The organism is Solibacillus sp. FSL K6-1523 (genome assembly GCF_038005225.1).
In the GTDB taxonomy this organism is placed as follows: domain Bacteria; phylum Bacillota; class Bacilli; order Bacillales_A; family Planococcaceae; genus Solibacillus.
Genome location: NZ_JBBOSU010000001.1, coordinates 256,538 through 270,606, shown reverse-complemented (window position 1 = coordinate 270,606; position 14,069 = coordinate 256,538). Strand labels below are relative to the sequence as shown.

15 protein-coding genes are annotated in these 14,069 nt (G+C 35.0%); 3 read left to right on the top strand and 12 right to left on the bottom strand.

The window, feature by feature from the left end:
• Positions 1–15 precede the first annotated feature (15 nt).
• Positions 16–654, top strand: coding sequence for a LysE family translocator (locus tag MHI10_RS01320; protein WP_340782289.1), 639 nt, complete (start codon positions 16–18; stop codon positions 652–654).
• Positions 655–775: 121 nt separating this feature from the next.
• On the opposite strand, the gene MHI10_RS01315 is transcribed toward MHI10_RS01320, so the two are convergent.
• Positions 776–1,495, bottom strand: a complete 720-nt coding sequence (locus MHI10_RS01315; protein WP_340782288.1) for a hypothetical protein — start codon at positions 1,493–1,495, stop codon at positions 776–778.
• On the bottom strand, positions 1,488–2,090 hold the full coding sequence (locus tag MHI10_RS01310; RefSeq protein ID WP_340782286.1) for a hypothetical protein: 603 nt from the start codon (positions 2,088–2,090) through the stop codon (positions 1,488–1,490). Before MHI10_RS01310 ends, MHI10_RS01315 begins: the two co-directional genes overlap by 8 nt.
• A 460-nt stretch (positions 2,091–2,550) precedes the next feature.
• Between MHI10_RS01310 and MHI10_RS01305 the strand changes: the two genes are divergently transcribed.
• Positions 2,551–2,814 carry a Parvovirus coat protein VP1-like protein gene (locus tag MHI10_RS01305; protein ID WP_340782284.1) on the top strand — a complete coding sequence of 88 codons (264 nt, stop codon included), beginning with the start codon at positions 2,551–2,553 and terminating at the stop codon, positions 2,812–2,814.
• 289 nt (positions 2,815–3,103) lie between these two features.
• The gene (locus MHI10_RS01300) at positions 3,104–4,384 is read left to right on the top strand and encodes a histidine--tRNA ligase (protein WP_340782282.1); all 1,281 of its coding nucleotides are present in this window, start codon (positions 3,104–3,106) and stop codon (positions 4,382–4,384) included.
• 90 nt (positions 4,385–4,474) lie between these two features.
• Here the strand turns inward: MHI10_RS01300 and MHI10_RS01295 are convergent, their stop codons facing one another.
• The 10 genes from MHI10_RS01295 to MHI10_RS01250 form a co-directional block, all read right to left on the bottom strand.
• Positions 4,475–5,110 (bottom strand): AroM family protein, encoded by a 636-nt coding sequence (locus MHI10_RS01295; protein ID WP_340782281.1) that lies wholly within the window; start codon positions 5,108–5,110, stop codon positions 4,475–4,477.
• A gap of 2 nt (positions 5,111–5,112) precedes the next feature.
• Positions 5,113–6,270, bottom strand: coding sequence for a M20/M25/M40 family metallo-hydrolase (locus MHI10_RS01290; RefSeq protein WP_340782280.1), 1,158 nt, complete (start codon positions 6,268–6,270; stop codon positions 5,113–5,115).
• A 59-nt stretch (positions 6,271–6,329) separates the two neighbouring features.
• On the bottom strand, positions 6,330–7,100 hold the full coding sequence (locus MHI10_RS01285) for an amino acid ABC transporter ATP-binding protein (RefSeq protein WP_340782278.1): 771 nt from the start codon (positions 7,098–7,100) through the stop codon (positions 6,330–6,332).
• Positions 7,101–7,114: 14 nt separating this feature from the next.
• Positions 7,115–7,771 (bottom strand): amino acid ABC transporter permease, encoded by a 657-nt coding sequence (locus MHI10_RS01280; RefSeq protein ID WP_340782277.1) that lies wholly within the window; start codon positions 7,769–7,771, stop codon positions 7,115–7,117.
• Positions 7,772–7,786: 15 nt separating this feature from the next.
• On the bottom strand, positions 7,787–8,608 hold the full coding sequence (locus MHI10_RS01275) for a substrate-binding periplasmic protein (protein ID WP_340782276.1): 822 nt from the start codon (positions 8,606–8,608) through the stop codon (positions 7,787–7,789).
• A gap of 1 nt (position 8,609) precedes the next feature.
• Positions 8,610–9,818 carry a Zn-dependent hydrolase gene (locus tag MHI10_RS01270; protein WP_340782274.1) on the bottom strand — a complete coding sequence of 403 codons (1,209 nt, stop codon included), beginning with the start codon at positions 9,816–9,818 and terminating at the stop codon, positions 8,610–8,612.
• A gap of 19 nt (positions 9,819–9,837) precedes the next feature.
• The gene (gene allB, locus MHI10_RS01265) at positions 9,838–11,217 is read right to left on the bottom strand and encodes an allantoinase AllB (protein WP_340782272.1); all 1,380 of its coding nucleotides are present in this window, start codon (positions 11,215–11,217) and stop codon (positions 9,838–9,840) included.
• An 11-nt stretch (positions 11,218–11,228) separates the two neighbouring features.
• Positions 11,229–11,960 (bottom strand): IclR family transcriptional regulator, encoded by a 732-nt coding sequence (locus MHI10_RS01260; RefSeq protein WP_340782271.1) that lies wholly within the window; start codon positions 11,958–11,960, stop codon positions 11,229–11,231.
• 843 nt (positions 11,961–12,803) lie between these two features.
• Entirely contained in the window at positions 12,804–13,712 is a 909-nt protein-coding gene (locus tag MHI10_RS01255; protein ID WP_340782269.1) for a DMT family transporter, read from the bottom strand.
• A gap of 54 nt (positions 13,713–13,766) precedes the next feature.
• Entirely contained in the window at positions 13,767–14,069 is a 303-nt protein-coding gene (locus tag MHI10_RS01250) for a Zn-ribbon domain-containing OB-fold protein (protein WP_340782266.1), read from the bottom strand.

The window sequence follows — 14,069 nt, the reverse complement described above, 5'->3', positions numbered from 1 at the left end:
AACAGAGGTGAAACAATGATTGAAAATCTTTGGATGTTTGTAATGATTGCTACATTAATCGTTGTCATTCCAGGCGTAGACTTTTTGCTCGTTTCAAAAAATACATTAAACTTCGGAAAAAATGCAGGTCACTTTACATCGATAGGCATCATTTTAGCGCTATTCATATGGACTTTTCTCGCAGTACTTGGTCTTGCAACGGTTGTGGCAAGTTCCATTGTTTTATTTACAATTATTAAATATTTGGGGGCACTCTATTTAATTTGGTTAGGTATTCAAGCGTTGTTGGCGAAAAAATCCTCAATGGGTGAGTTATTAAAAGACGGCCAACATGTACAAATTCCTGAAAAAACATATCGCCATTGTTTTACACAAGGGATTGTGACTGATTTACTAAATCCGAAAACATTATTGATGTATGTGACATTAATGCCGCAATTTATTAATACAGATGCCGCCGTTACCCCACAGTTGCTCACGCTTGCGGCCATATTAATCGCGATTTCGATCATTTGGCTTGTGTTAGTCGTTTACATACTAAACATTATTCGCGCGTGGTTTTTACGCCCATCTGTACAGTCCGTATTTAATAAAATTACGGGCATTGTATTAATTTCATTGGGGGTTAAGCTTGCGTTCGAACGCCAAGTATAACGTGAACGCCGTACTAGATTTCCATTTTAGTACGGCTTCGTTTATAAATAGCTTTTATTTTTTCGCAAGATCTTTGGGTTACTAGCCAAACCTTCCAACTTCCTCTCCCCCTATTAACACCCTACTCTAATTGCGACTCACCTACATACCAAAGATCATCAATTTTCACCTCAGCGTAGTCCGTCCAATAGCTATTACTTCCTGAACCTCTAAGGTGGGACTCTTCACCATCCTTAAAGAAATTTAACCCTAAATAATACGATTCATATGAATTAAACATATCAAAAAAGCTGGTTGGATTGTTTCTCGGGACTTCAAGTGCCTGTATGACCGATGAAAAGTCTTCCGAAATTTTAAACACACCGTAATTTTCGCCGACGCCTATTTTCTCTACTAATTGCGTTTTCGGCTCATAGTAGCTATCCTCTCCTGTAACACTATAATAGCGATCCTTCATTAAATATAATTTCATATAGTCAACTTCATCTTTTGGATAATGCCACACGACATATTTTGTCTCTGGGGCATTTTTATCAAGTTGCCACATTTTTGCAAGGCCATTATAGCCAAAATATACTACACGCCACTTCGCTTTTGCCCATCGATAATAGCTCATTCCTAATTGACCATTTTTTCTTATAAACGGTACGAAATAATGCTCGTCATCTAATTTAATAATCGCTTCAATTTTCTCTACCTTGATGCGATCATTCAACGCATTTATCTCATCCATTATTTGCTGCTCATTTAAAAATGATACTGGCTTTGTGAAATATAAATAATAGATGACACTCATCGCAACTACTACTAAACCAATTACAATAAGCCATTTTTTATTCATTTGCGCTCACCTCGCCAATGATTGATTGCTCGGATTTGAAATATATTTGATTATGTCCCGTCGTTATTAATACCCCTTTACCATCTTGTTCAATGTAAATAAGCGGTGTATAACCACTGCCCCACTTCGCATGAGCGTCTGTTACTAAATAAGGAAAACGCTCAATACGTACTTCATCCTGCCCGCCGTATGCTTCCCTATACCATTCATCACTAAAAAAATGATGCTCCTTAAAATTCTCTAACTTTTGGCTTGCATCCCGTTCAAACTGTATATTCCCCTTAGCTGATGGGTGCGTAGGAATAATTTTCGCTTCGGATAAATCGCTTATATATGTATGAATATTTTCTTTTGGATAAATGGCTTGATGAATAAATATTCCACCCACTGTAAATATAAAGAAAAGATAATTTGCAAAAAATCCAAGCCAGGCATACTTCCGATATTTCTCCCAGCTATTTCGCCGCCCTAATAGCCAATAGAGCAGCCATAATCCTAATGGCAATATAGCAATTTTCATCGCATGACCAAGCACAGTAAACGTAAATGAAAATGAAAACAGTCCCACTAAAATTGCTATAATTACCTTCCACAAAACAGGTTTCTCCAGTTGCTTGCGGTAAATTTTAAAAGCCAAAAAGCCGATGATTAACCAGGCACATGTTATCAATATGATTGCTACAATATCCACTTTCTTCCTCACCTCCATAAACTAATTCGACAAATTCCAATGAATACCTGTTTTTCGATAGATTCCCCATCCCCCCTCCGTAACTAGCCAAGTTTTTCAGTAAACTAGCCATTAAACCGTTTAAATTAGCCACTTTTAAAGCGTTACTCGCCAAGAAACAACGAAAAATAGCCGAATTTGTGCAGTTACTAGCCAAATCACGTTTTACTAGATGATTTTCTCTCCTTAAGATATTTTAAGTTCAATCAAAGCATCCATAAAATTTGCTTGCCTCTTTCACACTTCTCTAGTTTTTAACCCCATTACCTAAAGTAAAAGTTACATATTTTAGAGTATAAATACATTTTAGAAAGGGGGAAAAATGGTGGGCAAAAGTAAAAAAGCTGGTTTTTGTTATCCTGGTTATAGATACTGTGGACCAGGCTGTTCTGGTCCAGGTAAACCAACGAACGCAGTCGATGCCTGTTGTAAATTACATGACGAATGCTATTCAAAATACGGCAGAACAAAGCAGTGCGATGAATTATTCCAAAAATGTTTGTTACCAGAAATGAACTCTCACAGCCGAATGGGAAGGAACGCTAAATTGTTCTCTAATGTCTTTAAAATTAAGAATACTTTTTGGTAAATAAATGACACTTTTCGTTTCTGTACGCCCAATAGCATTTAAACCCTTTACATTTTAAGGATATTGCTGTATAGTACCCTTAACTTTAAGGGAGGTCATACTATGCTAAAACGAGCAAGAAAAACCTTTACTACAACACATCATCATATGTAATAGTCTTGCTATCTTTATTATTTTTTTAATATTGAATAGGAAGACTATTTTTCATGAAATCGTATAAATAAAGCCGATCTAGGAGCTTTATGACTATACGATTTTTTTGTTTTCCAAAAATAAGGAGGTTATCATAATGAAAAAGATGGATTATCAAAATGTACGTGGAACGCAAGATTATTTGCCAGAGCAGGAAGTTGTTCGTCGTAAAATTCGCAAGACGCTAGAAGATACTTTCATTTCGTATGGTTGCAAACCTTTAGAAACGCCAATTATAAACTATACCGAGCTAATGGCTTCCAAATATGCCGGTGGGGCAGAGATTTTGCAGGAAATGTATACACTGACTGACCGCGGAGATAGAGATTTAGCATTACGTTATGATTTAACTATACCTTTTGCCAAAGTCATCGCAATGAATCCGACTATTTCACTGCCATTTAAACGGTATGAAATCGGTAAAGTTTTTCGCGACGGTCCGATAAAGGCAGGACGTTTCCGTGAATTTACGCAATGTGATGTCGATATTGTTGGTGTCGAATCACAAGCAGCAGAAGCTGAACTCATGATGATGGCAGTTGATGCGTTTAAGAAATTGAATGTAACAATTACGCTTAAATACAATAACCGCAAATTGTTGTACGGGATGTTGACGTTATTTAACGTGCCCTCTGAAAAAATGAATCGCGTTATTTTAATCTTAGATAAAATGGAGAAAATTGATCGGACAATGTTAGTGAAGGAATTGGCGGAGCTTGAGCTTTCTAAAAAGACTTTGCAGGATATTGAACAATTTTTAGATGCACAGCCAACACTCGAGTACTTTGAACCTTATACTTCTACTAATGAATTTGTACAACAAGGCGTGCAGGAATTAACAGAGCTCGCTTCCTATTTAGCAGCTCTAAGTATTGAACAACAATGCATTTTCAATCCATTTTTAGCAAGAGGGCTTGAAATTTATACAGGAACTATTTATGAAATCTTTTTAGCCGACGGAAGCATAAAATCAAGCATCGGTAGTGGTGGGCGCTATGATAATGCAATAGGTGGTCTACTTGGCACTAATCAATCTTACGCAACAGTGGGAATCTCATTTGGGCTAGATGTTATTTATACAGCTTTGGAGCTAACAGGGGAAATCGCGAAAAACTCATCGGATATCGATATTTATATTATTCCAGTTGATATGAAAAAACAGGCGCTTATTTTAGCGGCAAAGTTGCGCAATGATGGCTATACAGTTGAGGTTGAGCTAAGTGGTAAAAAGGTGCGAAAAGCAATGGAACGAGCCAACCGCGAAAATATCCAAAAGACGATTGTACTTGGGGAAAATGAATTATCAGCTAACTACTATAAAATTAAAGATATGGATAGCGGAGAAGAACAGGTTTTTAATTTTTCATTTGAACAATGATAGGATGCTAGTTGTTTTATTTGATAAGCGATTATAGCAAACGGCGCTACGATAGTGCCCTTTGCTATTTTCACGGAACTATCCAACTCATTATTTAAATTCTAATAATGCTTGTTTAAGTGGATTCCATATGGAGATATTTGATAATTGCTGTAATTCTAAATGTAATTCAGAATCATAGCTAATACAATCTAAAATAACTTGTTTTGCATTATAACTCTCAATATAGCTTTGAATTTCTTGTGCTGTTGTTTCTAAAGGATTAAATGAAAGAACTATTGCTTTTAATCCTGTTAAATCCCATTTCCGTTGAGCAAAAGGGATTTGATTTTTGATAGGAACACAAACAAGCACGGGTGATTGTTTAGTAATTTTCACTTCTTTTTCAATTATTTCTGTTGGTAACACTATAGGTATGTTTGCTGAAAAAACAGGAAATGCTGCGGAACAAAGTAAAATCGCAACGTTATAACCTTTTAGGTATAGTTCATTTGCAGCTTTTTCAATATAGGGAATTAATATATCTCTTTCAATTTCATACGATCCAAAATTAGTACGAACAAACAAAGGTGCATCGCCTTTAGTAATACTAATATCTTCAACTTTTTGTTTTTCTAGATTATCTAAGGCACCGACAATTTCAAATTTTTCATAACCATTTTTCATAATGGTCTGCTCTAGATCTCTTCTAGGGGTAGTACCTAAAGTTATAAACCCAACCTTCATTTTCACCAATCCTTTAAAAGTTTTTTCATGAATTCATATGAGTCTACTAAATCATCAAGGTCAGTCCATTCCTCAGGTGTATGACTAATTCCACCACGACTCCGCACAAATATCATTAATGTTGGAACTACTTCATTTATTACAGCACTATCGTGCAATGCTCCACTAACTAGAATTGGTAATGTGTCTGCAGGGTTGACTTTACGTAAAATTCCTTGATCTAAATACTGTGGAGTTTGAACAAGTTTATCTTTAACTACAATTTTAATAGATTGTTTTGCCGCAATGTTTCTAGCTTCAGTAACTAAGGTTGAAACTACTTCTGTAAGTTCGTTTAGCTTAATATGACGAATATCCAGTTGGGCTTTTAGTTTTTTAGGGATGACATTCGTTACATTAGGAAACATTTCAATTCGACCGATTGTTACCTTTGTCTCTTTGCCAAAAGGAAGAACTAATTGTTGTATTTTACTTGCCCATTCACAAAAACAGATTAAAGGATCTTGACGTACCGACATAGGGACAGTACCTGCATGTCCACTTATGCCTTCAAATATAATTTCTAGAGCGATTGAGCCTGCAATGGCAGATACCAATCCAAATGGTTTTTTTGCTAATTCTAGTACAGGCCCTTGCTCAATATGAATTTCTATAAAGGCATCTATGGATTTTTGAAAGGGCTTCCATTTATTACTATAGTCCTTTTTGAAATCTCTACTACCCTCTAAACCAATACCTGTTACTACGCCCTCTTCATCATAAAATGCACATATAATTATAGGGTGTTTTATTTTCTTGTTTTGTATTGCTAATTGTTCAACGAAAATTAACGGTAATAACACACCAATTGTTCCATCAAAATGACCACCATTCAAAACAGTATCAAGATGCGAACCTAGCATAATTGCTGGTAGGTTGTCATTTTCTCCTGGATAATAACCATATATAGATTGGTTATACTCACTTACTTCCATTCCTATTTCTTCCATTCTACTTTTTAGCCATTGTCTAGAATGTACTTCAGACTTTGAACCGGCAATGCGATTACTTCCACCTTCATCAGTTAATCCAATTTGCGCCAATTGATGAATAGATTGTGCTATACGATAGTGAATGGGACTACTACCGCTAGTTTCTATTAACTTTGAATAGATATCCATAAATCTTCTCCTATTAAGTAGTTAAGGTAGATTAAAAATTTATATTAACATTTCTGTATTTATACATGAACGGTCATACTATTTAAAAACTTAGTAACACGAGGATTCGAAGCCTGACCAAATATATAATCTGGTGTTCCCTGCTCAACAATCGATCCATTTTCCATAAAAATTACTCGGTCTGAAACTTTTCGAGCAAAGTCCATTTCATGCGTTACAATAATCATAGTCATACCTGATTGTGCTAAGTCGTTCATAATTTGTAGAACTTCATTAACCATTTCAGGATCTAAAGCAGAGGTTGCTTCATCAAATAACATTACTTGCGGCTCCATCGCCAACGCCCTAGCGATAGCAATCCGTTGTTGTTGTCCCCCGGATAAATTACTTGGATGTGCATTGATTTTATCGATTAATCCCACTTTATTTAATAGTTCTTCGGCTTTAGCAATCGCCTTTGATTTGTCCCACTTTTTAACTTGAATAGGCCCTTCAGTTATGTTCTCCAATACTGAACGATGTTTCCATAGGTTGAAGTGTTGGAAAACCATTCCAACATGTTCTCTTACCTTACTAACTTTTCTTTTTGATCCATATGTTAGATGATTTGCTCTATTTAATTTAAAGCTTACTTGTTTATTATTAATTAAGATTTTCCCATCTGACGGAACTTCAAGTAAATTAATACATCTCAAAAGGGTACTTTTTCCAGATCCACTTGGTCCAATTAATGTAACAACTTCCCCTTTATTAACAGTTAAACAAATATCAGATAAAGCCTTTTTTTCACCATAATATTTATTTAAACTTTCAATTTTAATTACTTCCATAACTTTTACCGCCCTTATAAATTATTATTCGAAACATTCAGTTTTTTCTCTGTGTACGATTGTAGTAACATTAGTGCGCTAGTCATAATGAGATATAATATAGCTGCTATACCTAATGTCTCATATGGAAGATACGTACTACTATATTGCATTTGTGCATTTAACATCAAATCTGGCACAGTAATAACAGAAATTTGTGCAGATTCTTTTAAAAGAACTACAGCATTGTTAATGTATGGCGGTATAATAAAACGAATCATCAATGGTATTTTAATACGAAACATAATTTGAATAGGTGTCATACCAATAGCTTCTGCTGCCTCAATTTGTCCTTTAGGAATAGCCATCATACCAGATCGAATAATTTCTGCTTTATATGCTGCTGCATTTAATGACATTGCAAATAATGCTGCTGCAAAAGCCGTTAAAGTTATATTAAATGGTGTTGCATAATACGCTAAAAATAAAATGATTAATAATGGTAAACCTCGAAATAGCCAAATATAGATTGAAGAAAGGGCTTTTAAAATTGGATTATGTGACAGTTTAAACAGACAAAGTATAAATCCCAGTATTGTACCAATTACAATAGCAAGAATTGACACTTTTAAAGTTACCCAGGCCCCTTCAATTAAGAAAGGGAGAGCATTAGAAATAACCTCTAAATTCATATATATTCCCCTTCCTTAATCAAACGTCATCCCGAAGTATTTCATAGCTAATTTATCATAAGTACCGTCTTCTTTTTTCTTTTTAATAATCTCATTAATAGCTTCTATTAAATCCTCATTTCCCGGTTTTGCTGCAACTGCAATATCTTTTTTGTCAAAAGTATCTCCAACAATTTTAAGTTGATTGCCGTTAACAGAGTTATTAATATACTCTGCCGCTGCCGGTAAACCTATAGCTATCAAATCTACTCGTCCTGCTGTTAAATCCATAAAACTTTCTGCTGCACCCGGATATGTTTTCACTTCTTTATATGTGCCAATGTTTTTTACAACCTCTTCAAAAGCAGAACCTGCATTAACACCAACAATACGTCCTCCAAGGTCCTCAATACCACCAATATCTTTATTATCTTTTTGAACAACAGCTACCGCTCCATCTACTGCATAATGCTCTGTGAAAACAATAGATTTTAATCGTTCTTCTGTTACGTTTACTCCAGATAATAAAATATCGAATTTATTTGCAACTAAGCCAGGGATAAGACCAGCAAATTGACCTGTAGTAAACTCAGCTTTAACCCCTAATTCTTCTGCGATAATATTACCCCATTCAATATCATAACCAATTAGTTTATTTGAAGAATCCATATAAGAAAAAGGACGATAGTTCCCAGTCGTACCAATAACGATCTTTCCTTTTTCTTTAACGGACTCTAACGCGCTTGTTGGTTCCTTTTCTTTAGAACCCTCTGCTTTTGCACTCTTATCAACATTGTTACCACAAGCAGCTAATAATAATAAAACACCAAAAAGTAATACCCCTATTAATTTCTTCATATTAAATTCCCCCCCTTGTTAATTGTAGAACAGTTTCTAAAAACACTTGGGCTCCAATTTCAACGTCTTCCCAACTAGAGAATTCATCTGGATGATGACTAATGCCATCTTTACTTGGAATAAATAATAACGCTGCTGGAACAATAGTTGCCATAGACTTACAATCATGGTTTGCTCCACTCATCATGTGTCTATATGGTATTTGATTTTCAATACATATTTTTTCAATTTGTTCTTGGATTTGTGCATTCAAATAATTTGGGTGTTTTTCAACTGTTTCCTTAAATGAAACATTAAATTTACTATTACTAGCAAACAGTTGTAATGCCTTTTGGAACGCTTTCATTTTTTCCCAATCCATAGCACGAATTTCAATTGTTAATTTTACAAAATCGGGAACTACACTCGCTAAGTTGGGTTGTAGTTCTAATTCGCCTATCGTTACAACCATTTGTGAATCAAAGTCTGCCACTGTTTTTTCAGCAAATAAGATAAACTTTGCAGCATCTATAAGAGCATCTTTCCTTTGATTCATAGGTGTTGTACCTGCATGCCTAGCTTCCCCTTTAAAAATTGATTCAATTCTCAAAATCCCAGCGATACCAGTTGCGATTCCAATCTTTTGTTGATTTTCTTCTAACACCGCACCTTGTTCAATATGCAACTCTATGAACTGTTTATATAAATGTCTATTTTGTAAAGAGGACAAACAATCTTCTTTTGTTAACCCTACAAGACTAAGTTTATCTTCTACTTCAGGAGTGATATTTAGTTGCCCAACTAATGCCCGACTTCCAAATGTACCGCCAAGAGGGTTGGCCTCTTCCGCTCGAAAAGCAATAAGTTCTACAGGAGACTCTAGCTGAATATTTTTCTCTTGGATTACTCTTAATATTTCGATGCCTGTAACAACCCCTAATGCCCCATCAAACAAACCACCATGAATAACTGTGTCTAGGTGTGAACCAATAGCAATCGATGGTTCATTTATTGATCCAATTCTTCCAAAAATATTTCCTACAGCATCCTGTTTAACTGTAACATTTAAATCTTCAAGCTTTTTACGAAGCCATTCGAGTGCTCCATCTTCTTCTTTTGAAAAGGCTATACGATTATATCCGATTGAATCTGAATTAAATAATTGGGCCATTTCTTCTAAATCTGCTTGAATTCGTTCTATACAAATACCATGTGATGAGACGTTATTCATAATCCACCCCCTAAGTTTCTTAAACTATTAAGCTACTTTCTTTGTAGGCTTTGCCAGGGACAAACTTACCAAAGCCTGGTCCCACCTTAATATCTGCACCATCAAATACCATCACACCTCGAACAATTGTTTTTGCAATCGAACAATCTACTTTAACTCCATCAAATGGTGTTAATTTTGAATTAGAATGAAGGTTTTTTTCTTCAATTATATATGGTTTCGAAGGATCAATAATTGTAAAGTCTGCATCATATCCAACTTCAATTCGTCCTTTATTCGGAATACCGTAAATGTCTGCAACATTTTGTGACATTATTTTTGCAAATTGTTCTACTGCCATACCATTTTCTTTAACTGCAGCCTCATACATCAGTGGAACCATAATATCTAATCCAGGCATGCCTGATGCTGCTAAGAAAATATTATCTACTCCACGTTCTTTTTGTTCAGCTTTCCATGGAGCATGGTCTGTTGTAATAAAATCAATTTCCTCATCCATTAATTGTTTCCATAAGCCTTGAACATCTTCTTCATATCGTAATGGAGGATTATTTTTAGCTTTTGGACCGAATTTTTCTAAATCATTAACAGATAATAATAAGTATGGATAACACGTTTCCGCAGTTACTTTGACACCCTGTTTTTTAAATTGTTGAATTAAAGATATTGTACGAGGATGACTTACATGTACAATGTGTAATTTAGCGTCTGCCCAATAACTTAGCTCCATTAATTTTAAAACTGCTGTTGTTTCGGTAACTGGTGGTCTTGATTCCATATGTGCTTTCGGATAAACTTTTCCTTCTTCTTGTAATTCGTCTATTAAATCTACAATCATCTCATCATTTTCTGCATGAAAAGCTGCTACAAGATCGTATTCTTTCAACTTGTTCATAGCTTTTAGAATATCTACATCAGAAATTCTAGGGAAACGGTAACTATCCGTTTCAAAAGTAGACATTTTAAATGCACATGCACCTGCTTTTGCTAAATCATCTATTGCTTCTGCTCCATTTTCTTTAGCAATCGTTCCCCATAGACAAGTATCAACAATAACCTCTTTCTCTACTAAATCTACTTTCTTTGAAAATGCTGCTATGTTATTAACTGGATTGGGTAAGTCGTAAGGCATATCAATAATTGTTGTAACTCCGCCTGCTGCTGCGGCTGAAGTTGTAGCTATTAAACCTTCTTCAGGATTACTAAATGCATGTACATGTCCATCAATAACTCCAGGTAAAATAATTTGACCAATTGCATCAATAATTTGATTTCCTATTAAACTTCCTTGAGATCTTTCAATGGCCTCAATTTTGCCATTTAAAACACCAATTTCCCCATCAATTACTTCATTCGGTAAAACTATTTTTCCTTTAATAACAACATCAAAATTAATCATTATTCTTCCCCCTATAAAAATTCTTGGATTTTATCTCTTGATTCAAATAACGTTTCAACGATATAGCTTTCATCAACAGCAATTAAACGTTCTTTAGGACCCGCAATACTTAAACCTGCTACTAGCTTTTTATCTATATCTTTTATCGCAACACCGTATGCATATACACCAATATCTACCTCAGAATCTGAAACAGCATACCCTTTTTCTAAAACCTCTTTCTTTAAAGCAAATAATTTTTCAACATCTGTAAAAGTATAGTCAGAGTATTTTTCCAACATATCTTTCTTTTCAAGTTCAAAAATTATATTGTCATCTAGATGTGCCAATAAAATTCTTGATGAAGCACCTGCATGAAGGGGTAATATTTTCCCCTGCGTTGATGACACTTTAATGGGTTGATCCGGTGTAACAACCTCTAAACAAATAACATTCAAATTTGAAACGATTGTTAAAATAACTGTTTCATTTAATTGCTTACAAAGCTCTTGCATAATAGGAAAGGCCACTGAAGAAAGATTAATATCAGATTTAACTATTTTCGCCATTTCCAAAAATCGATATCCTAATCGATAAGTTCCCTTGTTAGTTTCAGTTATTAAAGATCTATCTTTTAAAACTTTTAAATGACGGTACACTGAACTCTGTGGCTGTTCTAATTTATTTGCCATTTCTTGTACAGTTAATTCTCGAGTTTTAAAATCAAATAAATCTAAAATATCAAGGGTTTTTTCAACACTCATGCTTCTTTCATCCCCAATCCATTATCAAATAGTGATAATTGATTTTCATTTCTTAATTTTGTTTTATTATATATTTGATAATATTGTAAAGTCAATAAATTTTGTGAATTTTCTCAATATAAAAATTAATTAGGTATCAATCTAACTTTTCTTCAATCCACTAAATATTTGATAATATTAAACAAATGATTTATAATTTAACAAATTTTAGTATATTATCGATCACCTGTCATTAGCTTGATCCATTTAAATTGAGATATAAGTCTCGATGGAGGATTTTAGCTGAAAATGAATAAAAAGTGAAAGGTAGAAACATTGATTTAACAACGTTTCTACCTTTTAAATTTCATGTAATTTTACTTCTGAATTGGCGTATAAGACAGTCCCCTAAGTCGTTTTAAAACATACTTTATGCTATTTTTTATAAAATCGTGGGTTAAGAGGAGTCACTATTACATTTTATTTAATGAAGGATACTTTAGCTTAGGTATTCGGCATGGCGTGATAATAAACCGTTGAAGCGTTTATCTTCAGCTGGCCAGTTCGTCGAGCGCTTGTGTCGATGATTTGCCAGCAATCACGGGATGCCTTTTCTTATGACAGAACTTTTTCTAACGCAAAAAAGCCCCCATGCTGGAATTTTTAGCACGGGGGCATCTAGTAGTGAATAACGCACTCTTTCTTAAATACTTTGAACTTTGCTTCAGTCTCAGTGCATATGATTGGACTTACAAATGATAATCCAGTTTCTAAGGACTCTTATCCACTCAAGTTGGTCATTGAACACTTCAATCTAACGTTCTGAAGACATTACCGAACAACTATAGGTCCCTGCCCTCAAACTCAAGCAACTTCCCTACGCCATTTTAATAATCGTTCAACATTACCCGTCCCTACAATAACACCTACTATGATGAAAACGCTACCGATAAATTGCTGTATCGTAATAATTTCACCAAGTAATAACGCTGAAAATATAAGTGCGAATACTGTATTAAAGTTTGCAAATATCGCAGATTCAGCTGCACCAATTTGTTTAATACAAAGATTGTAAAGTGTATGCCCTACCCCTGTGGCTAAAATGGCAGATAGTAAAAATAAAGTTAGTACAATTGGTGATAGCCCTGTCAACACTGTAAAATTACTTGGGCTGATTATTAACGCAGCCAATAAAAGGACTGAAGAGCCAATTAACAACATCCATGCCGTCACTAACATCGGCTGCATGATGCGAGTTGCACGACGTATCGCGATAAAACTAAAGGCTTGCAAGAAAAAGGACAGTATCATAAATACATCCCCAAGTGCCCAATTGATCAAATCTGAAAAATCACGTACTACCGCTATAAGCACACCAATGCCGCCTAGCATAAAGCCAAGACCTTTCGCGCGGGTCATTACAGTATCTTTAAATAGTACTGCCACAAACGCTGTAAATAAAGGACTCATTCCACTTATAATCGCGGTTTTCATCGCTGTTGTCTGTTCGATCCCATATGCAAAAAAACCGTGATGGCAGATGACACCAAAAAAACAGGCAAGTATAATATATTTCCATGGCATATTCGGAACAGTTAACGGTTGCTTCATCAACTTCAAGATAAGAAACACCGTTAGTGCCGCCAAAAATACACGTAATCCCTGCAATGTCAGTGGGTCCCCGCTTGTAATTATGAGCTTCATCCAAGATACATTCATGCCCCAAAGTAGCATGACGAATATTAGGATGCTGTATATCTTTTTATTGCTCACGAAATCCCTTCTTTCGCAAAAAAGTGCTGCCTATAGAAGACAACACCTTACCCATTAGCTGGTTTTCTTATAAACATAAGCTCCATCTACAAACTCATCTAATTCAACTTCATCACCAATCTCGACTTCCCCTGCAATTCGTACTGTTAGCTTTACATTTGAGTTGTGTAATTCAATAAGTGCTACTGTATACGGCGCTAAGTGTGCATATTCAGCTGGTGGTACATGGATGACTGTATAGCTATACACATTTCCTTTATCCGGAACTTCACGTTCATTCGTAATTTCTTGCCCGCACTCTCGGCAATATATCTTTTTTGTGACCGATTCGATATCGCAACATTCATATACTTTCAT